At 40.7% G+C, this 21,044-nt stretch carries 21 protein-coding genes and 1 pseudogene; 9 read left to right on the top strand and 13 right to left on the bottom strand.

Features of this window, described 5'->3' with window-relative positions:
* Window positions 1–23: 23 nt before the first annotated feature.
* Both A0125_RS01980 and A0125_RS01975 read left to right on the top strand, forming a co-directional pair.
* Window positions 24–1,277: a PQQ-dependent sugar dehydrogenase gene (locus A0125_RS01980; protein ID WP_156472380.1), complete on the top strand. Its 1,254-nt coding sequence runs from the start codon at window positions 24–26 to the stop codon at window positions 1,275–1,277.
* A 267-nt stretch (window positions 1,278–1,544) separates the two neighbouring features.
* Complete coding sequence (locus A0125_RS01975; protein WP_066751380.1) at window positions 1,545–1,922, top strand: DUF423 domain-containing protein; 378 nt, start codon at window positions 1,545–1,547, stop codon at window positions 1,920–1,922.
* 16 nt (window positions 1,923–1,938) lie between these two features.
* Here the strand turns inward: A0125_RS01975 and A0125_RS01970 are convergent, their stop codons facing one another.
* The 6 genes and pseudogenes from A0125_RS01970 to A0125_RS01950 form a co-directional block, all read right to left on the bottom strand.
* Entirely contained in the window at window positions 1,939–2,664 is a 726-nt protein-coding gene (locus A0125_RS01970; RefSeq protein WP_066751377.1) for a menaquinone biosynthetic enzyme MqnA/MqnD family protein, read from the bottom strand.
* Window positions 2,657–2,905 carry a histidine phosphatase family protein gene (locus A0125_RS16310; RefSeq protein ID WP_262507265.1) on the bottom strand — a complete coding sequence of 83 codons (249 nt, stop codon included), beginning with the start codon at window positions 2,903–2,905 and terminating at the stop codon, window positions 2,657–2,659. The genes A0125_RS01970 and A0125_RS16310 overlap by 8 nt, the downstream gene beginning before the upstream one ends.
* Entirely contained in the window at window positions 2,905–3,285 is a 381-nt protein-coding gene (locus tag A0125_RS16305; protein WP_262507264.1) for a histidine phosphatase family protein, read from the bottom strand. Before A0125_RS16305 ends, A0125_RS16310 begins: the two co-directional genes overlap by 1 nt.
* A 6-nt stretch (window positions 3,286–3,291) precedes the next feature.
* Entirely contained in the window at window positions 3,292–4,485 is a 1,194-nt protein-coding gene (gene mqnE / locus A0125_RS01960; RefSeq protein WP_066751373.1) for an aminofutalosine synthase MqnE, read from the bottom strand.
* A gap of 245 nt (window positions 4,486–4,730) precedes the next feature.
* Window positions 4,731–4,991, bottom strand: coding sequence for a hypothetical protein (locus A0125_RS01955; RefSeq protein WP_156472379.1), 261 nt, complete (start codon window positions 4,989–4,991; stop codon window positions 4,731–4,733).
* A 19-nt stretch (window positions 4,992–5,010) separates the two neighbouring features.
* A pseudogene (locus tag A0125_RS01950) lies at window positions 5,011–6,845 on the bottom strand (ABC transporter ATP-binding protein).
* 230 nt (window positions 6,846–7,075) lie between these two features.
* Here A0125_RS01950 and A0125_RS01945 point away from each other — a divergent pair.
* Both A0125_RS01945 and A0125_RS01940 read left to right on the top strand, forming a co-directional pair.
* On the top strand, window positions 7,076–8,245 hold the full coding sequence (locus tag A0125_RS01945; RefSeq protein ID WP_066751367.1) for a pyridoxal phosphate-dependent aminotransferase: 1,170 nt from the start codon (window positions 7,076–7,078) through the stop codon (window positions 8,243–8,245).
* Window positions 8,246–8,257: 12 nt separating this feature from the next.
* Window positions 8,258–9,109, top strand: a complete 852-nt coding sequence (locus A0125_RS01940; RefSeq protein WP_231863081.1) for a prephenate dehydrogenase — start codon at window positions 8,258–8,260, stop codon at window positions 9,107–9,109.
* A 141-nt stretch (window positions 9,110–9,250) separates the two neighbouring features.
* Here the strand turns inward: A0125_RS01940 and rpmA are convergent, their stop codons facing one another.
* The 5 genes from rpmA to A0125_RS01915 all read right to left on the bottom strand — a co-directional run bounded on the left by rpmA (window position 9,251) and on the right by A0125_RS01915 (window position 12,013).
* Window positions 9,251–9,514, bottom strand: coding sequence for a 50S ribosomal protein L27 (rpmA, locus tag A0125_RS01935; protein WP_066751365.1), 264 nt, complete (start codon window positions 9,512–9,514; stop codon window positions 9,251–9,253).
* 75 nt (window positions 9,515–9,589) lie between these two features.
* Complete coding sequence (gene rplU / locus A0125_RS01930) at window positions 9,590–9,901, bottom strand: 50S ribosomal protein L21 (RefSeq protein WP_066751363.1); 312 nt, start codon at window positions 9,899–9,901, stop codon at window positions 9,590–9,592.
* A gap of 185 nt (window positions 9,902–10,086) precedes the next feature.
* The gene (locus tag A0125_RS01925; protein ID WP_066751360.1) at window positions 10,087–10,584 is read right to left on the bottom strand and encodes a hypothetical protein; all 498 of its coding nucleotides are present in this window, start codon (window positions 10,582–10,584) and stop codon (window positions 10,087–10,089) included.
* A 107-nt stretch (window positions 10,585–10,691) separates the two neighbouring features.
* Entirely contained in the window at window positions 10,692–11,420 is a 729-nt protein-coding gene (locus tag A0125_RS01920; RefSeq protein WP_066751357.1) for a DUF3307 domain-containing protein, read from the bottom strand.
* On the bottom strand, window positions 11,414–12,013 hold the full coding sequence (locus tag A0125_RS01915; protein WP_066751354.1) for a SatD family protein: 600 nt from the start codon (window positions 12,011–12,013) through the stop codon (window positions 11,414–11,416). The genes A0125_RS01920 and A0125_RS01915 overlap by 7 nt, the downstream gene beginning before the upstream one ends.
* Before the next feature lie 228 nt (window positions 12,014–12,241).
* On the opposite strand from A0125_RS01915, the gene A0125_RS01910 reads away from it, so the two are divergent.
* Window positions 12,242–13,123: a PPK2 family polyphosphate kinase gene (locus tag A0125_RS01910; protein ID WP_066751351.1), complete on the top strand. Its 882-nt coding sequence runs from the start codon at window positions 12,242–12,244 to the stop codon at window positions 13,121–13,123.
* 65 nt (window positions 13,124–13,188) lie between these two features.
* Entirely contained in the window at window positions 13,189–13,569 is a 381-nt protein-coding gene (locus A0125_RS01905) for a hypothetical protein (protein WP_156472378.1), read from the top strand.
* 13 nt (window positions 13,570–13,582) lie between these two features.
* Here the strand turns inward: A0125_RS01905 and A0125_RS01900 are convergent, their stop codons facing one another.
* Window positions 13,583–14,263 (bottom strand): carboxylesterase family protein, encoded by a 681-nt coding sequence (locus tag A0125_RS01900; RefSeq protein ID WP_066751345.1) that lies wholly within the window; start codon window positions 14,261–14,263, stop codon window positions 13,583–13,585.
* Window positions 14,264–14,369: 106 nt separating this feature from the next.
* On the opposite strand from A0125_RS01900, the gene A0125_RS01895 reads away from it, so the two are divergent.
* Together A0125_RS01895 and A0125_RS01890 are read left to right on the top strand one after the other, a co-directional pair.
* On the top strand, window positions 14,370–15,608 hold the full coding sequence (locus tag A0125_RS01895; RefSeq protein ID WP_066751342.1) for a metallophosphoesterase family protein: 1,239 nt from the start codon (window positions 14,370–14,372) through the stop codon (window positions 15,606–15,608).
* A 17-nt stretch (window positions 15,609–15,625) separates the two neighbouring features.
* On the top strand, window positions 15,626–18,667 hold the full coding sequence (locus A0125_RS01890) for an AAA family ATPase (protein WP_066751330.1): 3,042 nt from the start codon (window positions 15,626–15,628) through the stop codon (window positions 18,665–18,667).
* Window positions 18,668–18,757: 90 nt separating this feature from the next.
* Here A0125_RS01890 and A0125_RS01885 read toward each other — a convergent pair whose 3' ends face one another.
* A complete protein-coding gene (locus A0125_RS01885; protein WP_197464727.1) occupies window positions 18,758–19,549 on the bottom strand; it encodes a polysaccharide deacetylase family protein in 792 nt (263 codons plus the stop codon).
* Between the two features lie 340 nt (window positions 19,550–19,889).
* On the opposite strand from A0125_RS01885, the gene ychF reads away from it, so the two are divergent.
* The gene (gene ychF / locus A0125_RS01880; protein ID WP_066751324.1) at window positions 19,890–20,990 is read left to right on the top strand and encodes a redox-regulated ATPase YchF; all 1,101 of its coding nucleotides are present in this window, start codon (window positions 19,890–19,892) and stop codon (window positions 20,988–20,990) included.
* Window positions 20,991–21,044: the final 54 nt, after the last annotated feature.

Here is a 21,044-nt window from a genome sequence, read left to right as displayed (position 1 = left end):
CATATATATCAGTATATCTTATTATGAAAAACATCAAATTTATGATTCCTACAGCCTTGGCTGTGGCTCTAATGACTTCTGCATCGTGCAGTAGCAACAACGCAACCTCCGAAAACCCTGACCATGGAAACGATACAACTTCGTACCCGCCGGTCGAAAAAAATAAAGCAAATACCGATTACAAACCTGCGTTTGAAGGGCAGACACGTGCAGCTGGCGCTAAAACTTCTACTGCTTTTGAAGGTAAGATGATAACAGATGCGCTTACCTCTCCTTGGGGAATAGTCGGTTTGCCGGACGGCAGGCTGCTTATCGCTGAAAATGCAGGCAATATGCGAATAGTAGATCCATCGAATGCGAATATCTCAGAACCTATTACAGGATTGCCAAAAGTTGATGATAACGGGCAGGGCGGCTTACTAGGTTTGACTCTTGATCCCGCGTTCGAAACTAATAGAATGGTGTATTGGGTATTTTCAGAACCTGTAGCTGGTGGCAATCATACCGCAGTGGCCAAAGGTAAACTTGCTGAGGATGAGAGTAAAATTGAAAATGCGCAGGTGATCTATCGCGCGCTGCCAACCTATGATGGTAAACTACATTATGGCGGTCGAGTCGTATTTGATAAAGATGGCAACTTATTCGTAAGTACAGGCGAGCGTTCTGATTTGGAAACTCGGCCTCAATCACAAGATTTGAAATCGGCATTAGGAAAAATTCTACACATTACTACAGATGGTAAACCCGTTGCAGGCAACCCATTTGAAGGCCGTGCTGATGCATTGCCTGAAATCTATTCTTATGGACATCGTAACCCGCAAGGATTGGCATTTCATCCGGAGACAGGCGAATTATGGAATAGCGAATTTGGTCCACGCGGTGGCGATGAGATCAACCTGATCAAAGCAGGTAACAATTACGGATGGCCAGTAATCACTTACGGACTAGAATATAGTGGTGACAAGATCGGTACTCCCGTCATTCAGCAAAAGGAAGGCATGGAACAACCTGTTTACTACTGGGATCCTGTCTTATCTCCAAGTGGAATGACCTTCTATAAAGGCAGTAACGTACCTGAATGGAAAAACAATTTATTCATCAGTGGATTAAGTGCCACACACATTGCCCGCCTGGTAATCAAGGACAATAAAGTTGTTGGTGAAGAACGCTTGTTAGCAGGTGAAGGTCAGCGTTTTCGCGACATCACACAAGGAAAAGACGGTGCGCTGTATGCGGTGACAGATAGTGGTCGTCTATACAAAATTGACAAACTGTAACCTACTAGTAGGCATACAGAAAAAAATTCTGATCACCTATAACCTATATTCATTTATTAGTTATAGGTGATTTTTCATTTCAGCACTATTAACTTCGACAAAGTACTAGACCAACGTGCTCGAATAAATCTTTATTCTTTTTGGTATCGAAATCTCTACCACGGCACTTTGCAACATACTAATAGAAAAATATGAGATAAAATAAAAAATAACTGCATAGGATATGCTAGAGAATATCTAATTTAGGATAGTTTATAATTAAATATCATGCAAAAAGTAGTATTAATCACTGGTGCCATTTTTGGCTTTCTAGCTATCGTTTTTGGCGCCTTTGGTGCTCATGCATTGAAGAAAATTCTTTCGGAGGAAAAAGTTGCTTCATTTGAAGTCGGCGTTCGATATCAAATGTATAGTGCCATTACACTTTTACTTATTGGATTCGGTCTCGATTTTGATCTGCGAGTAGCTAGATGGGCTTTTTTTGGTATTTTCTATGGCACTATTATTTTCTCTGGCAGCATTTACCTACTTTCCTTCAAAGAATACTGGAAGGCCGACGGACTAAAAATTCTCGGACCCATCACGCCATTAGGCGGCCTACTGTTACTCGTCGGATGGGCTTGCATTTTTTTAAGTATACTTTAGGCGGTCGGTATTCTGCCTATAAAGTCTGATATAGCTCCAAGTAGCGATCGATCGCTTGGCGTTTTTGATCGGTAAGTCTAAAATCCAGCTTATTTTTCAAGTAATCCTCAAAATCAAAATTTGCCAGCTTGGGCAAGCTAGCAATAACTTCATCCAACTGTGACAAGCCTTGAGCCAAAGCATCGTTAAATATAGTTTCAAATGCCGTAGGCAATTCCTTATTTGCTGCCCACACAGCGAAGGCAAATGGCAGACCTGTCAATTGCTTCCAGCATGCTCCTAGATCATAAGCGTAAGCGTGTGCTTGCTTTTGCCCAAATGTACGATCGCCAATAAGCACTTCTGCATCGGCTTCGCCAACTAGAACAACATCAATCTCCTGACGCCAGAGATATTTAAATAGTATGCGCGCAAGGCCATTAGACGTTTTAGATTGCGGATCGAGACGCAAAACTTTTACTTGCTCGATGGGTACTTTCGAAAAAACGAAAACGGAATCCACTTCACCATCACTACCAATACAATAATCTCCAAGGATATGATAATTAGGAATATCAAGTAATGCTTGGATTGGTATTATGCCCAAGTCAGCTTCGTTACGGATCACTTTCTCAGCGCATGCACTCGGATAATCCATTAACAGTTCGGCATCGCGACAGATAGCTGATGACGTTTGCAACCCTTTGAGGAATGGTAAAGTATTGGTATAGGTAGCGACTGCAACCCGTATTTTATCAGGCATCTATCTCTAAATCGTCTAAATGTTTCGTGTTGTAATGATCGACAATATTGTATTTACCGTTTTCGTATTCGACGATATAAAGTGCCGTATTGGTATGCGGAAAATCGTCCATTTGGCAAACTTCCATTTCTGTAAGATGACACAGTAAAATGCGCAAAGCGCGTCCGTGTAGGCAGACAAGCACCGTGTTTTCGCCTTTTTGCGATAACATGTACTGCATGGCTTCTTGCTGTCTTTTCACTAGCGCGTTGGGCGATTCACCATTTCAACAGCAACGTCTAGCAGATTATTTCGCCATTGCTCTACCAAAGCTTTGAAGCCGGCCATAATCGATTCATCTTGCTCCCGCCCTTCGTATATGCCCCAACTTATTTCGTCAAGACCCTCAAGTTGCTCTGTTGGAATCCCAGATGCTACGAAAGCTGCTACGGTCTCGTGAGTACGAAGCAAAGTTGACGTATAGACCTTATCAAATGGCACATGTTTGTAGGCTTGATAGAAAGCTTCTGCTTGTTTTCTGCCTGTATCATTTAAAGGTGAGTTGACTCCTCTTCCCTGTACAATACCTTGCAGATTGAGATCCGTTTGTCCGTGTCGTATAAAATAAAATGTTTTCTTCAATATCTTTTAATTTACTACCGGTAATGCGTAATAGTTTTTCTTCGGTTCCTTGTCGAAATTCACGTCCTTAAAATCAGTCACCACATTGTACACGGTGTCACGTTCCACTGGATGACGACCGACATGCCGAATTAGTTCTACTAACTCCTGTGTGCTCATAGCGGGAGTTTGTTCTTCTGCGCCAGCCATACTGTATATTTTTGTCGTATCGTCCAATGTACCATCGATATCATCCACTCCGAAACTTAATGACATTTGTGCGGTATCGCGAGATATCATGGCCCAATAAGCTTTGATATGCGCAAAATTATCCATATAAATCCGAGCAATAGCGTAGTTCCGCAAATCTTCGATGACAGAAACTTCAGGGAGATGTTCCATCTGATTGTCTTTATTTCGGAATTTTAGTGGGATAAAAGTTTGGAATCCTTGTGTACGATCTTGCAATTGGCGCAATCGTTCCATGTGATCGACTCGGTGCCAATACTGCTCAATATGTCCATATAACATCGTTGCATTGGTATGCATACCTAGCTTGTGTGCCTGTTCATGAATGTCTAGCCACTGCTCTGCCGTACATTTATCGTGAGCGATCTTTTCCCGTATTTCTGGATGAAAAATCTCTGCACCTCCACCAGGCATAGAATCCAACCCGGCTTCCTTCAAATACTTCATACCATCATAGTGCGATAGCTTTGCTTTTTTGAAGATATAATAATATTCTACAGGAGTGAGTGCCTTGATGTGTAAATCAGGTCGATGTGCTTTGCATTTTTTGAAGAATTCTGCATAAAACGCTAGGTTTTGTTTAGGGACCACACCACCCGTGATATGCACCTCGGTAACGGGTTCATTGTCGTATCGTTTAACGATATCGAGCATACCATCTACATCCATCTCCCAGCCTTCTTCACGTTGTTTGATCATTCGTGAATAAGAGCAAAATTTGCAGTCGTACACGCAGACATTCGTAGGTTCTATGTGGAAGTTTCTATTGAAATAGGTGACATCACCATGTCGCGCCTCCCGAATGTGATTGGCTAATACACCGAGATAAGACAACTCGGCATGCTCATACAAATATACACACTCATCGAAACTAATCCGCTCACTATCACGCACCTTAATAGCGATCTCTTTGAGCTGAGAATCCAACCTTGGGTTATTGATCAAAAAATCTAGTTTCTGTTGTGCGTTCATGCCACTCTCCTAAATATCTAACAGATACAAATGTATCAAAAAATCCACTAAAAATTGTTGTGCCAACAGCATATAAGACCTTATAACAACTGCATCACAACACCGCTAAGACAGTTTTTGGGAATTATTGTTTTACCAACGGATAGAACTCTTGTATAGCGTGAGTGTAAATTGCCGTATTGAGGCGTATCATCTTTTGGAAGTATGCCGGTTGCTCGGCTTCTTTCGAATCATACGACTCTATTCTATACAATAGTTGGCAAAACGATACTATCCAGATTATAGCGCTCTTGTAAATAAATATAATCTTTGTTTTGCGACACATCAGAATACTGAAGCTTGACGGTGGCAGGGGTATCGTAATCAAACGTTAGCCGGTATATGATCGAATCGATTTTATCCTTACCAATCGCGATCAAGCCACCTAACCGTGGCGACATCCAAAAGATAAAAACAAGGAAAATAGATAGCGTGAATAATACCATCTTTCCTATTATACTCCACATGCTTTTCACTGCTATTGTCTTAACTTGAAAACTGTTGCATTTCGATCAATCGGTTGTATAATCCGTTTTTAGCAATCAATTCCATATGTGTACCCACCTCCTGAATAGCTCCGTTCTCTAATACAATAATCTTATCAGCATTGTGAATCGTACTCAATCTATGCGCAATTACGACAGTTGTACGATTTTTCATCAATTTATACAGTGCATCTTGTACCAATTTTTCGGATTCCGTATCCAATGCAGATGTGGCCTCATCCAACAGCATGATTGGTGGGTTTTTGAGCACTGCCCTAGCAATACAAATACGCTGGCGCTGCCGCCCGATAGTTTAGAACCGCGATCCCCAATATTAGTATTGTACCCGTCTTCTGTTTTCAGGATAAATTCATGTGCATTTGCAATACGTGCTGCAGCCTCGACTTGCTCTGGAGTTGCATCTGTATTTGCAAAAGCGATGTTGTTGAAAATAGTATCGTTGAATAGTACAGATTCTTGGTTAACTACGCCAATCATAGCGCGTAAATCGTCTTGTTTCAGTTCGCGCAAATCTACACCGTCAAAGCGGATAGAGCCACCGGTAACATCCATAAATCTTGGAATAAGATCTACCAAGGTCGATTTACCACCACCAGATGGCCCTACTAGAGCTACAGTACCGCCTTTAGGAATATCTAGCGTGATATCACGCAATACCTCGTGCTCACCGTAGGCAAAGTGAACATTTTGAAAAGTGATTCCTTTGGTAAAAGCATTTACTGGCCTAGCATTTGGCGCGTCCTTCACTTCATTCTTCTCATCGATCAACGCTAAAACACGTTCACCTGCAGCAATCCCATTATGCACACTACTAAATGCGTCTGTAAGCGCTTTTGCTGGGCGCATCACCTGAGAAAATATACCGATATAAGCAATAAATTCTGAAGCTCCGAGCTCTCCCGATCCACTTAACACCAATTGTCCGCCATAAATCAATATCACAGCGACCATTACGACGCCTAACAACTCGGAAACAGGCGATCCCATTTGCTGTCGACGTACCATTCTGCGCATAATATTAGCATAACGGTGATTCTCTTTATTAAAACGATCGCGAACAAAGAAATTGGCATTGAAGGATTTGATAATTTTAATACCCGACAAGGCTTCATCCAAATAGGTAATCATGTTCGCATAGGATTGCTGTGCCTCAGCGGCTTGCGACTTCAGAGTTTTAACAATTCTGGATATAAAAAATGCAGAAACAGGAATAACTATAAGTGAAAACAGCGTCAACTTGAACGAAAATGCAAATAACACAATCATATAAGCAATTAATTGCAACGGTTCTTTAAACGCCACCTGCAATGTTCCTGTTACTGAAAACTGTACCACCTGCACATCTGAAGCTATTTTTGAAATCACATCACCTTTACGCTGGTTCGTAAAATACCCAAGATGCAAGCCCATTACGTTATCGAATACGGCACGTCGTAAGTTCAACAAGGTATGAATACGTAGGTTTTCCATAATCCGTTGGGAGAAATAGCGGAAAACATTACTGATCAATACCGAAATAACGATAACAATACACACATACTTTAGCGCCTCATAAGGACCAAGATCATAATACAAGCGGTCAGCGTAATAGGTAAACCAACCACCAATATCCGTTAATTTGTCGGGACTGGTAATCACTTCGGGTGGCACCAGATTTTCGTCCCCTGTTCCTTTAAACAACACCTGCAATAGTGGCGCTAGCAACGCTAAATTCAACGTACCAAATACGACCGTAATCAGCGTACATAGTATGTACGGTATAGCATATTTTGCAATGGGATTAGCAAAAGATAATAGTCTAAAATATGTCTTCATTCAGTATTCTAATTATACAAATGTAGCAAAAATTGACCTACTGGATTGGTTTTATGAGAATAGCAACAACATTGTGTCATTATTTTGATATTTAACCAAAAGAGAAGAATAGTCAAACTGTTGCCAAATCCTAGCAATCACCAATTCGAAACCGGTACTGGAATAACACAAAAAATTAATACATTCGTGCTTCCAGTACTAGTTAAGAAAGACATTATTAAATTAAACAAATGCAAATAGCCGTAGCAAAACGCCTTGAACAGACAGAAGAGTACTATTTTTCGAAAAAGCTTCGTGAAATAGAATCTTTAAGGAAGGCGGGCAAAGACATCATTAATCTGGCAATAGGTAGCCCAGATTTACCACCACATCCGACCGTTGTCGAGGAGCTGGTTAAACATTCCGCTTTTCACAATACGCATGGATATCAAAGTTACAAAGGCAGTCCTATTTTGCGGGAAGCTATTGCCCAATGGTATCAGCGTTTTTATGATGTAAAATTGGATTCGGCCACAGAAGTTCTGCCCTTAATGGGCTCAAAGGAAGGGATTATGCATATCTGCATGACGTACTTACAGGCTGGAGATAAAGTCCTAATTCCAAATCCTGGATATCCTTCGTATGCTTCGGCCGTACGACTGAGTGAAGCAACAGCAGTACCGTATACGTTATCAGAGAGCAACAATTGGCTCCCTGATCTGCAAGCATTAGAAAAAGATGGATTGCAAGGCGTCAAAATGATGTGGATTAATTACCCACATATGCCTACTGGAGCAAAAGCTACAAGGGCTTTTTTCAAAGACATTATTGCCTTCGGCAAAAAACATAATATTCTAATCTGCCATGATAATCCATACAGCTTTATACTCAACGATGAACCGATGAGTATCATGCATATAGATGGCGCAAAGGACATTGCTATAGAACTAAATTCATTAAGCAAATCTGTAAACATGGCCGGATGGCGTGTGGGCATGCTCATAGCTGAGGGACAAAGAATTGATGAGATACTCCGCTTCAAATCGAATATGGATTCGGGAATGTTTTTTCCAGTTCAAGCGGCAGCAGTCAAGGCCTTATCATTAGATCAATCTTGGTACGATGAGTTAAATGCCACATACCGAAAACGTCGAGAAAAAGTTTTTGCGATCATGGATTTGCTAGAATGCAGTTACCAGAAAGACCAAGTTGGTCTGTTTGTATGGGCTAAAGTACCAGATAAACACAAAGACTCTTACCAATTGACAGACAATATTTTATACGGCGCTAACGTATTCATCACTCCTGGTGGTATATTTGGCAAAGCCGGATCGCAGTATATTCGCATAAGCTTATGCGCGACAGCAGAAACCTTCGATCTTGCTATCGAAAGAATACAATCATTATTGAAGAATAGCTAGCCGATCATCACTATGAAAAATAATATGAATATAGCTATTGTAGGCGTTGGGCTTATTGGCGGATCTATTGCTTTGCGACTTCGTGAAACTCATTTCGCTACGCGTATTTATGGAGTGGATAAAAGCGAAAGCAATCAAAAAAAAGCGCTTCAACTTGGATTAATAGATGAGATAATTGACTTAGACACCGCCATTGAAACATGCAAGGTGATCATTTTGACAGTGCCTGTTGATGCGATTATGCAGCTTGCTCCATATATCTTGGACAGAGTAGAACAGCAAGTCGTAATTGACATGGGATCCACAAAAATCAATATCCTACAACATATCGAAAAACATCCTAAGCGTGGTCGTTATATTGCAGCACATCCGATGGCCGGAACAGAATATTCGGGACCCGAAGCCGCTATTCCAGATTTGTTTAAAAGTAAAGTAATGGTTTATGTAGAAGCATTTAAAACCGATGAAGATGCGTTTGATATCGCGGATGCAATCAGCGAACAATTGGAGATGCGTTCGGTATTTATGAATGCCGAAGAGCACGATATGCATACAGCCTACGTATCTCATATTTCGCATATTACATCCTTTGCATTAGCATTGACGGTGCTCCAAAAAGAAAAATCGCAGGGCAGGATTTTTGAACTGGCTGGCTCTGGATTTGAATCGACAGTACGGCTGGCCAAATCGTCGCCAGATATGTGGACTCCTATCTTAAAGCAAAACAGAGATAACGTGCTAGAAGTATTGGAAGAGCATATTAAGCAATTACAACAGATCTACGCCCATTTAGAAGGCGAAGATTATGAATCATTACATAAGCTAATCAAACGATCGAACAAGATCAAACGAATTATACGATAATACTATATAAAAATTAATCGCTTCGACCGAGTAGCGACTTACAGAATCCTACGAATGCATCAGGTAGCAGAGTAGGTATCTAAAAAGAAAAAAGCCTCTAAACAATATGTTAAGAGGCTTTTTTAATGAATTAAGGTATCCTTAGTTCTGCTCAGCAGGAACTACAGAAACGTATGATTTATCGTTTGCTTTTTTGCGGAAAACGACTGTTCCAGCAGTTAAAGCATACAATGTGTGGTCTTTACCGATACCTACGTTAGCATCAGGATTGTGTTTTGTACCACGCTGACGAACGATGATGTTACCAGCAATCGCTTGTTGACCACCAAAAATTTTAATACCTAGTCTCTTACTGTGTGACTCACGGCCGTTCTTAGAACTACCTGCACCTTTTTTGTGTGCCATTTCTTATATCTTAATTTATGACGTTAAGTCAGATTAAAAATTCAATTAATATCTAAGTCTTTACGACCCTTCTTCTTACAAACTAATACCAGTGATCTGGATTTTTGTAAAACTTTGACGGTGACCGTTTTTCTTTTTGTAGCCTTTACGACGTTTTTTCTTGAAAACGATTACTTTATCACCTTTCAAATGAGACAAAATCGTAGCTGAAACTTTCGCACCTGAAATACTAGGTGTACCTACAGTGAATTTACCACCGTCTTCTGCTAACAATATGTTGTCAAATTCAATACTAGCGCCTTCATCTCCCTGCAAACGGTGCACGAAAAGATATTGGTCTTTTGCAACCTTGAATTGCTGTCCTGCTATATTTACTATTGCGTACATTGTTATTTAATTAATTTGTTAATTGTATTTATTGATCGGCAAAGATAAAACTTCTGATTTATAATAACAAACTAATTAATCGTTGAATTTCACAAAAAAGGCACCTCTCAACATCAATTTTAATTGTGCTGAGCGCCGATAGCTGAGTAGTCGCTGCACACATGGGGTTGAGTAATGATCTTTTCTTATCGCCCCAACAAAGCCAACTCCCTATCTGTATACATATTAGCACCATCAAGATAATCGTATATCAATTGTTTGGCTTGCTTATCCGAGAGTTTATGCAAATTATTCATCACAAATTTTTTATCATTTTCCACCTCACTATGATAACCGAGATATTTTGGAGAATAATATTGAATACATAATCGGATAAAGCGCAATTCTACTTCATTTGGATTTGCTTTAATTACATCTTCAAGCATCTTTTTAGCATCCTTGAAATAGCTCATTTTCTTGATAGGATTGGCTGTATGCTTCGCCATAAACATGTGAAAAGCGGCTTTGTAACCTTTTTCTACGGGTGTCTTAGCAGCTTCCTGCAAATGTGTGTGGTACTTTTCGCAAAGATCTCTGTTTTTGACACCTTGGTTAAAGTTTTCTCTCACACCATTTAAATCAACTTTTTGTGCATAGCACAAATACGCCTGTATCGATAGGATGAATAAGATGAATATGCGCATATGATTCTGTTTTTGACATTTACATGATGAAATATACAAAAAACAGACCAACTATTTATATGTTAGTCGCTTATCGACATCTAATGCTATACAACAAGCTATTCCTGTCACACCAATGCCGCTCTCGTAAACTTAAGCAGGACACCAAGCAATATCGCAATCCCAAAACTTAAAAAGGTCCCTAGCAAGATATACTCTGTAAATTTGGTGTTTTTAGCATTAGTTAAATCGCCAAAGCGAAATATGGATTTTGCTGCAAGCAAGAAACCAATGCCTGACAGAAAATTCAGTTGAACAAAAATGACAATCATTAGGCGCTCTAAAATCCCGATTAGTAATCCAGCGTCCAGCAAAGTTTCCATCTTCTTCCCTATAAAAGCCTGTTCCTGATCCCACCTACTGAAGAAGACACGCATAATAATTGGCGTGACAAATAGTAGCACAAGCAATGTCAGTAAATACAATAGGTTTGTAGGCGACCATAGCTCAACTTGCTGGAAATATGCAGGATAATAAAAAATCATCACTACACCGATCATTAGCAAATGCAACAATTGATCAATTACAAACGCTCTAAAAGGCTTCGTGGGCCACTTCTGTTCATACCATATCTTCAAACTATCAATCGCCAGATGAGTTGCCACGATAAATAGAATACCCTGCCAGTGTATGGTCAATGTTTGTGCGAAAACAAGCAGTAAAGCTATGGTATGTATAGCCACGTGCAACAACAAATACTGAATGTGCACTTTCCTTTTTTCCACCAGCGATTTGGGTTGCAGTACGAAATCTCCCAACACATGAGCGAGGAGAAATTGGAGTAAGATGCTTAGCATTGCTTCATGATTTGTTGTGTACAATAATTAACGCTTTCGTGTATTTTGTTAAATCCTGCCTTTGTTAGCTCGGTGCTCAATTGGCTTTGATGCTTTCGTTTTAACAATTTTGCGAGTTCCACTTGGCTTTTTTCGGGATTTTCTATCGCAGCCGCAAATGATTCAGCCATATTAACTGTCCAGCGGCTCATTATTTCCGTGCACAATCCCATCATAATATTAATCGTCCTATCCATCTCCGGCCAAGGACTATTCATTTTAAATAGATCACGACGCAGATCGTCGAACGCTTCACCAGATCGAATATAAGCTTCACCAGTAGATTCTTTTACGGTATTTGCCGTTGCATCTACTTCGCCAATCCCCACTCCTACACGCACTCGTACGCCATCTATCGTTTGCAATTTTGCCATCAGGACTATCGTACATATGATGGATTTTTCCAATGACAAAATGGCCTGAAAACTATCACCTCGATAAATATCATAGTTTTCAGCATAGTTAGATAGTACCGCATGCAATTGTGCTCTCCACAGCTTTCCGTCGACCATTCGTGAGTTGACAATATCTCCCGTTAATATCGTATGTTTCATAGTCATTCTCTATCAGCATCAAATATAAGAAAAAGAAAACCATAAATATCACTAATATTAATGATATTTTGATTTATCATTAAAATCAATGATAACAACCATTATCACCCTAATTGATGATAATACTTAGTGCCCAAAATAGCTGACCTATTGCCATTAACGAGCATATTTCAAACTATTGAGTAAACTAATTGTTAACTACAAAGTAAAAAACCAAATCAACAAATCATGGAGCAATATCGTGATGTATACCAAGCAACCCAAGATTTTTCAATTGCAAAAGCGGCCACAATTGTAAATCCTAAAATAAAAAAGAAAGAAGCAAAATCGCTCCTAAAGAAAATCCGCAAGGAACTAGCTCATCTACAAGACATCATGTATGCTCACGACAGGTACAGTGTATTGATATGCATACAAGGAATGGACACCTCCGGGAAAGATTCATTAATACGTCGAGTTTTCGAAAAATTTAATGCGCGAGGTGTTACCGTACATAGCTTTAAAGTGCCTACCGCTAAAGAATATCAGCATGATTATTTGTGGCGGCACTATATTGCCTTGCCAGAAAGAGGTAAATTTGGAGTCTTCAATCGTACTCATTACGAAAATGTATTGGTTTCGCGAGTACATCCGCACAATTTGGCAGAAGAACACCTACCCGATGTGGTTGATACAGATAATTTACCTTCAGATTTCTGGATCAAGCGATACGAACAGATCAATAATTTCGAGCAACATTTAGCACAAAACGGTACAATTATCTTAAAATACTTTCTGCATATCAGTAAGGATGAGCAGAAAAACCGCATCTTAAGAAGATTGAATAATGAAGATAAAAACTGGAAATTCTCACCAAGTGATCTTTCAGAACGTAAGAAATGGGATGAATATATGCGGTATTACGAAGAAGCCATCCAAAATACAAGTACGAAAAGTGCGCCTTGGTATATCATTCCAGCAGATAACAAATGGGTTGCTCGATATATCGTGGCCAAAATTTTACTAGAAACACTTACCGTATTAAAAGACATGAAATATCCTGAGCTACCAGAAGAAATCATGAATAATCTAAAATCATATAAAAATCAATTGGAAAATGAAGAAGGGTAAAAAATAGCATTATAGTGCTGATTTGGAATATTTTACTAAATTTACAGTAATATAAACCTATCATTATGCAGACAAAAACAGAGTTCCTGATCTGGGACAAGATTGTATGCAGCGCTAAGAGGAGATTTGACAACACAATGTATGTCAATAAATTGAGCGGGATAGATCCCGAGGTCTATGATAAATTGGTGCTACATATCATATTAGGATTTGCTTGTGGTGAGGATCACAGCAGTATATCGACCAACTTACACAACGAGCTTGAGCATATTGGCATCAAAGTGCGCGAAGATGCCTTAGATAAAGTACTTGCCGATAAGCACGAAGTTTTTAACAGTGAAATATATGCAGCATACATCGCTTTTAGCATGCTCGAAAATGGCGCTAGCGAACACGAAGTATTGGGTTGCGTAACCGATCTACTGGAAAATCCGGAAATAACCTAATTGGCAAAATGCCTTACAAGGTGTAGCCAAACATCCAATCGTAGATCGCATCCTGATGAAAGATATTTTCTACGCTACCATGCGTACCACCAGGCACTACTGTAAGTGTAGCATCCGCTTCGGGATTACATTTTTTTATGGCTTTATATATTTTCTGCGATTCTGAAAGTGGCACAATACGATCACTATTACCGTGCTGAATCCACAAAGGCACTTGCGTAAGGCCGCACGCCAAGCTTAACGTTCCGCCACCACAGATCGCAACCGCAGCAGCTATTCTATCCGGATATTTTCCGGCCACATCCATTGTGCCATAAGCTCCCATACTCATTCCACAAACGTAAATTCTATTGCGATCGCCACCATAATTCTCCAGTACTTCATCAACCATATGCATCACCTTATCTGCATTCCATCCGTTCGAAGTTTGTGGCGCTACCACAATCGCATCGATAGAACGTCCTTTCTCCATCGCTCGCAATACTCCATAGCGCTTAACCCGATTGATATCGGATCCTGACAAGCTCCGACCATGCAAAAACACCAGAATGGGCAGTTTATCGGATTTCGTAGGCGCATCCGAAGGTGTATTGACCCAATACGAATAGTCACCTTTTTTATGCACAGCCTTGAGCTGGGCATGAGCTATAGTGATGGTGACACAATACAACACCAACAAATAGATAAAACGCATAAATAGTGTCTGTTAAAGAATAATAACGATTTCGAAGATAGCAAAAATAGTTCTACAAAAATAAATTGAGTAATTTTAACCTCTTACACGGAAAGAAGCTTTAAACATGCGCATATTACATACAGCAGATTGGCATTTAGGCAAACGATTAGATTTCTTTTCCCGAATACAAGAACAGCAAGATGTTCTGAACGAGATCTGCGAAATAGCAGATCAAGAGGATGTAGATGTGTTGGTGGTTGCGGGCGACTTGTTTGACACGTTTAGTCCGCCAGTAGAAGCAATCGAGTTGTTATATAGCACATTGAAACGGTTGACGAATCATGGTAAACGCCCCGTCATTGCCATTGCTGGTAATCATGATTCTGCGGATCGAATCGATGCACCGGATCCGCTGGCTCGCGCCTGTGGAATCCTCTTCGTCGGTTATCCCAATGCGCAACTTAGCGCATCAGCAGCAACGACAGGTTTTAGCATAACAAAGACCGACAAAGGTTTTATAGAATTACTACTGCCACGCTATAATTATCCAATCCGCATTCTAACAACGCCGTATGCAAATGAGCTTCGGCTCAAACACTATCTGGGTGATGATGATGATCGCGAAGCCAAACTACACGAGATACTATCGACACATTGGCAACATCTCGCCGAAACCTACTGTGATACGTATGGTGCCAATCTATTGGTGACGCACTTATATATGATGAAACGTGGTGGCGAAATGCTGGAAGAACCAGAAGGCGAGAAACCTTTGAAGATCGGAAATGCCGACTTGATCTATACCGACGCGATTCCTTCTTCTATACAATATACTGCACTAGGACATCTGCATCGCCATCATCAACTCGGCACGGCTTCCTCTCCTATTGTATATGCTGGCAGTCCACTCGCTTATTCATTTGCCGAAGCAGGACAAGAAAAAAACGTTATCATCGTCGATCTTGCGCCAAATCAATCCGTTGTATACACCACCCATCGCTTACATGGCGGAAGGTCGCTCGCGCGCAAGCGATTTGATGATATTGACCTCGCAGTCCAATGGCTTCAGAACAATCCCAACACTTTGGTGGAATTGACGATGGTTAGCGATACGTTTATGACTTCGGCAGCATTAAAAAGGCTACAAGAAGCGCACGACGGTATCATCCATATCATACCGATCGTACAGCAGCAAGGCAGTGCCACAGAAACAGCACAACCAGTAGCCGACTTAGAGAAAGATGTCAAATCACTTTTTGTCGACTATTTTCATAGCAGATATGGTCAGCAGCCCAACGAAGAGCTACTTTCCTTATTCGAAGAGATCAATGGCGAGATAGACACGCAACAGACGGAATCATAACCCTCAAAATCGCTTACATGTTACCTATATATTTAAGTATCGAAGGATTTTATTCGTACAAACAAAAGCAAGAGATAGACTTTACTACGCTTACCGAAGGTGGCCTTTTTGGTATTTTTGGAAGCGTTGGATCAGGAAAATCATCGATCCTTGAAGCCATCAGCCTCGCTTTGTACGGCGATACCGAACGATTGAATAAAACAGATAAGCGCGGCTACAACATGCTGAACCTCCAATCGTCACAAGCCAAAATTGTGTTCGATTTCCTAAATTTTGAAGGTAAAAAGTATAGATTCACCGCGCAATGGCGACGTCGACCTAACAAATTTGAAGATACGAGCACTATCGAGCGCAGTGCGTATGTGTACGAACAGGATCGGTGGATGCCACTCGAATCTGCCGACGGCTCTTTAGTCACTAACCTGTCCTACCCCAACTTCCGCCGTACGATTATCATTCCCCAAGGGCAATTCAAAGAATTTCTAGAACTAAAAGGAAAAGAGCGCTCAGAGATGTTGAAAGAGATCTTTCAACTCAATCGCTACGACCTGGGACCAAAAGTCTCGGTTCTACAAAGCGCTAACAACCAAAGATTAGAAAATCTGAAAGGTGCGTTATCGGGATATGAAGGTATCTCCGCAGCTATTCTGACCGAAAAGGAGCTCGAATTGAACAGCAAACGAGAAGTACTAACTAAGGCCAAGACGGCATTAGATCTACTACAAACTCAGGTTCAAATCCTGAAGGAAGCCGCAGAACGACACCAAGAACTTAACAGTAAGAAAAATGATCTGGCAACGCTATTGCAGCAGAAAGAAAAGATGGATCAATTGCGACACGAAGTGCGCATCTATGAGCAGACTACACAGCTGTTTCGCGAACCAATCGCTACTAGACATCGTATCGAGCGAGAGAAAGAAGCTGTTGGCCTACGCGTAGAGCAGCTGCATGGACAGCGAAAACTATTATCTGAAGAGATCGACGTATTGCAAGAAAATCTTCGTGTGGTAGAAATTAATTATCGACAGATCGAACGGATGCGCCAAGAACAAATGGATCTGCAAACGCTGATTCATATCCGCAAAAACGAAACTACTTTGCTGCAAGAGCAAGCTAATTTAAAAAAAGGCGAGCCGTTTGTCGAGAAATCACAACAAGAACTTACTCACACGAATCAACTGTTGGTGGATGCCGAACAAAAGTTAGACCACCTCAAATCTAATCGATTTGAAGCGTCAGAACTGTTAGAAATAGAAGCATGGTACTTGAAAAAAGACAATATCGACAGTCAAATCGAAGCGGCCGATCTGTATAAGAAGCAATTAAACGAAGAAATCGAAAGCATCTCCACAACCTTTGCACAGAAAAACTATACCCTGGCCGCTTGGCAACAGGAAGTAAACACAAAAGAAAAATCATTGCAGGATGCTGCCACAAAGTTACAGGAGCAAGAGACGCACTTGCAAGTACAGGTGCGATTAGGAGATTTTGCACATCGCTTGCAAGATGGAGAACCTTGTCCATTATGCGGCGCATTAGAGCATCCGGAGCCGATGTCGGGCGAACAAGCAAACCAAGAACTACAGCAGATACTCGTACAGAAAGCTACACACAAAAAACAGCAAGATGAATTGCAACAGCTCGCTACTGAATTGGCTCGATTAGCTAATACAGCAGTTAATAAAAGAGAAAGTTTAGAAAAAACACAGCGCGATCTGCATGGGCTACATACTCAAATGGTCACGCATAAAAACACATTTCGGTGGGATCTCTATTCTCCAGAGGATAAATCGCTATTTGGCGAGCAGAAACTCAAAAACAAAAAGACCGAGGCAGCTATCCAACAATTGGAGTCGGAAATAAAACAACTGCGCACCGCAGCTACTCAAAAAGCTGACGAATTAGCACGATTTGAAAAGCGATTACAAAGTATCATTGAGCAGATTGCTATCGCCAAAAAAATGATTGCACAATACACCGATCAACTGCACACGCTGGACGAGGCATTGTATAAAAGCTACAGCGAATCAGACCTCGTCAGCCTTAAACAGCAAACTGATCTCAACATCGCCCGTACTGTGGAGGATTACGAAATGCTCACCCAGCGGATCAATCAAAAGAAAAATGCTTTTGCTGATGTGGCTGGACAATACCAACTCTCTAAAGAACAATTTGGCATCTTGCGCGAAACATTAGCCGCCAGCCGAGCGGAGATTGCACAATTACTAGCCGAAAATGAATATGAAGATCTGGTGCAAGTACAACACATCTTAAGTAAGGATCTTCCTGTCACACAATTGCGAAGCGAAATTCAAGAATTCGACATTCAACAACAGGTTCTAGAGCGACAAGTAGATCACCTTATGATCAGGACGCGAGATGACAACTATTCGGAAGAAAAATTTATCGAAATTCGGGATCGCTATAAGGAGCAGCATTCGGCTTATGATCGCGAGCTAGCGCAACTAGGCGGATTGGAGCGTGAACTTGGGCATCTTACTGTCGAATTTGCCAAAAAAGAAAAGTTGAATGAACAGTTTGAATCACTCAGCAAACGCGCCGATCACCTCAAAATCATGGACAACTTATTTAGAGGCAATGGCTTTGTCAACTACATCTCTACGATACATATGCAGCGATTGTGTGAAATTGCGAACCATCGCTTTCACCGATTAACTAAGAATCAATTGAGCCTGAGTGTAAGTGACACGAATGACTTCGAGGTAGTTGATAATCTCAACGATGGCCGCCGTAGATCTGTCAAAACACTATCCGGCGGACAGAGTTTCCAAGCATCGCTCTGTCTGGCACTGGCATTGGCCGAAAATATTCAGTCGCTCAACCGATCGGACAAAAACTTCTTTTTTATTGATGAGGGATTTGGCACACAAGACCACGAAAGTATTAATACCGTATTTGACACGTTGCAATATCTACATCAGGAAAACCGAGTGGTAGGTATTATATCACACGTAGAAGAGCTAAAAGAGCGTATGCCACGCGCAGTAACGGTCACTAAAGATTATGAGCGTGGCAGTATTGTCCACCACAACTTTTAATCGTCTACGATCGAAGCACGAAACAAAATTACAGCTTCACTAGACAAATAACTTCAGCAGAATTAGCATGCTGTATTTTTGGGAGCAATACTAATATTTCTTCGGATAATCGGACATGAACTCAAAGTTGTAATCCGGATGCTGCTTCAGGCTGTCGATTAGTGCTCCTAGCTGCATCTGCGCTTTGGGTAGCTGAAACATATCATCATGCATAAGCAAAACCACGTTATTCGGGTACAAACTCATGTTCTTATCCAAGAATTTTTTCATCGCATTGTAGGTCAACTCAACAGTTTGCTCCGAATCACCTGTTTTGCCATTCAGCCGCCATTCTACATCCCACCCAAATACACTGAAACCTTCTTCATGAAGCATTTCGGCAGTAGTACCACCGTTTCGACCATCCAATCGTTTAACGTCGTCAAACATCCAAATATTTCGTCCTGGCAGGCGCGCAACTTTATGTTTAAGCTCTAACTCTTCCTGCGCTTTTATAAAATCCATAAAAGCGGTATTGGCATCCGCATAAAACGTTTGATATCGATGATTGGCATGTGTATAGCTATGATTATAAGCTTCTATCAAAGGATTATCTAAATATCGATGAAGATATTTAGTAAGCATTTTACTCATTTTGGCATGCTTACCAATCAAGAAAACACTTGCTTTTACACCTTTAGCAGTCATAATAGAATCTATAGCCTGACTTCCTAATAAAGGACCATCATCAAACGTTAGATAGATATGTTTTGGTTTTTTCTTCAACTCGAGAAAAATAGAATCTTTCAGCATTTTACGTGCCGCCTTTGGTTCGATCTTATTGATCGAATCTACTGGTGGAAAATACAACAATCCCTTTTTTAACGAATCCAGCTTATCCATCAATAAGCTTGGAGTAGCTAATACGATGGAATCTGTATCTACGGGATCATAGACAACCGATGAAAGCGCCTTACTAGAAGTTGAATTGCAAGCATTGAATATCAGTGCTGTACTCCAAAAAGTGACATTGAAAATTAAAAACCGACTACGCATAATCATAACACCAACAAAAAACAACCAGCAAACAAAACATGGCCAAACATGAGATAATTTCAAATGCAAAAATACAAAAAAAGGATCTTCGATCTATAATAATAAACAGCTATTTATCAGTAATGGACGATCGCTTTTCAACAATCTCTACCAAATTACTATCTTTGCACAAATTTTTAGGACATTTATGGCATTACAGTGTGGAATTGTGGGTTTACCGAATGTAGGTAAATCGACCTTATTTAACTGCTTATCAAATGCGAAGGCACAAGCTGCCAATTTCCCATTTTGTACGATAGAACCAAATGTTGGCGTGATCACCGTTCCTGACGATCGGTTAAAAACATTGACAGAATTAGTAAATCCTCAACGTGTAGTACCCAATACAATTGAGATTGTGGATATCGCTGGTCTCGTAAAAGGTGCTTCCAAAGGTGAAGGACTGGGCAATCAGTTTTTGGGTAATATTCGTACAACGAACGCTATCATACATGTTCTTCGTTGTTTCGATGACGGGAATGTGATTCATGTAGACGGATCGGTAGACCCGATCCGCGATAAAGAAATTATTGACACCGAATTGCAGCTCAAAGATTTGGATACCGTAGTAAAACGTATTCAAAAAGTTGAAAAGATGGCAAAAACCGGTGGAGATAAAGATGCCAAAAAAACATACGAAATCCTTTCCGCCATTAAAACGCATCTGGAATCTGGCAAATCAGCGCGTACTGCACCACTGCAAGTAGAAGATTGGGAATTTGTCGAAGATCTTTCGTTGCTTACCAGCAAACCTGTCTTGTACGTATGTAATGTCGATGAAGCCGCCGTGAATACTGGTAACGCATATGTAGAGCGTGTCAAAGAAGCGGTGAAAGATGAGAACGCTAGCGTACTGGTAATATCTGCTCAAATTGAATCAGAAATTGCACAATTAGAAGATTACGACGAACGTCAGATGTTCTTAGACGATCTTGGTTTGACGGAGTCTGGTGTCAATAAATTGATCCGTGCTGCTTACGACTTACTGGATCTAGCAACTTATTTTACTGCTGGTGTACAAGAAGTGCGCGCTTGGACGATCGAAAAGGGATATACCGCGCCACAAGCAGCAGGCGTTATTCACACCGATTTTGAAAAAGGTTTTATCCGTGCAGAAGTGATCAAGTTTGCTGATTTTGTCCATTATGGTTCAGAGGCAGCCGTTAAAGAGGCCGGTAAACTGTCGGTAGAAGGCAAAACATATGTTGTGCAGGATGGTGATATTATGCATTTCCGATTCAACGTATAACCCACATCTATTACTAATCTAAAATCACTATCTTAGCTTTTGCCAAGCATAGTA

The organism is Sphingobacterium populi (assembly GCF_001586775.1).
GTDB lineage: Bacteria > Bacteroidota > Bacteroidia > Sphingobacteriales > Sphingobacteriaceae > Sphingobacterium > Sphingobacterium populi.
Note: the sequence above shows the minus strand (reverse complement) of the source record. Positions and strands in the feature narration are given on the sequence as shown.

Coding starts and splice junctions, on each gene's coding strand:
- A0125_RS01980 (WP_156472380.1), top strand. CDS start 24: ATGAAAAACATCAAATTTATGATTCCTACAGCCTTGGCTGTGGCTCTA.
- A0125_RS01975 (WP_066751380.1), top strand. CDS start 1,545: ATGCAAAAAGTAGTATTAATCACTGGTGCCATTTTTGGCTTTCTAGCT.
- A0125_RS01970 (WP_066751377.1), bottom strand. CDS start 2,664: ATGCCTGATAAAATACGGGTTGCAGTCGCTACCTATACCAATACTTTA.
- mqnE (WP_066751373.1), bottom strand. CDS start 4,485: ATGAACGCACAACAGAAACTAGATTTTTTGATCAATAACCCAAGGTTG.
- A0125_RS01955 (WP_156472379.1), bottom strand. CDS start 4,991: ATGTGGAGTATAATAGGAAAGATGGTATTATTCACGCTATCTATTTTC.
- A0125_RS01945 (WP_066751367.1), top strand. CDS start 7,076: ATGCAAATAGCCGTAGCAAAACGCCTTGAACAGACAGAAGAGTACTAT.
- A0125_RS01940 (WP_231863081.1), top strand. CDS start 8,258: ATGAAAAATAATATGAATATAGCTATTGTAGGCGTTGGGCTTATTGGC.
- rpmA (WP_066751365.1), bottom strand. CDS start 9,514: ATGGCACACAAAAAAGGTGCAGGTAGTTCTAAGAACGGCCGTGAGTCA.
- rplU (WP_066751363.1), bottom strand. CDS start 9,901: ATGTACGCAATAGTAAATATAGCAGGACAGCAATTCAAGGTTGCAAAA.
- A0125_RS01925 (WP_066751360.1), bottom strand. CDS start 10,584: ATGCGCATATTCATCTTATTCATCCTATCGATACAGGCGTATTTGTGC.
- A0125_RS01920 (WP_066751357.1), bottom strand. CDS start 11,420: ATGCTAAGCATCTTACTCCAATTTCTCCTCGCTCATGTGTTGGGAGAT.
- A0125_RS01915 (WP_066751354.1), bottom strand. CDS start 12,013: ATGAAACATACGATATTAACGGGAGATATTGTCAACTCACGAATGGTC.
- A0125_RS01910 (WP_066751351.1), top strand. CDS start 12,242: ATGGAGCAATATCGTGATGTATACCAAGCAACCCAAGATTTTTCAATT.
- A0125_RS01905 (WP_156472378.1), top strand. CDS start 13,189: ATGCAGACAAAAACAGAGTTCCTGATCTGGGACAAGATTGTATGCAGC.
- A0125_RS01900 (WP_066751345.1), bottom strand. CDS start 14,263: ATGCGTTTTATCTATTTGTTGGTGTTGTATTGTGTCACCATCACTATA.
- A0125_RS01895 (WP_066751342.1), top strand. CDS start 14,370: ATGCGCATATTACATACAGCAGATTGGCATTTAGGCAAACGATTAGAT.
- A0125_RS01890 (WP_066751330.1), top strand. CDS start 15,626: ATGTTACCTATATATTTAAGTATCGAAGGATTTTATTCGTACAAACAA.
- A0125_RS01885 (WP_197464727.1), bottom strand. CDS start 19,549: ATGGATAAGCTGGATTCGTTAAAAAAGGGATTGTTGTATTTTCCACCA.
- ychF (WP_066751324.1), top strand. CDS start 19,890: ATGGCATTACAGTGTGGAATTGTGGGTTTACCGAATGTAGGTAAATCG.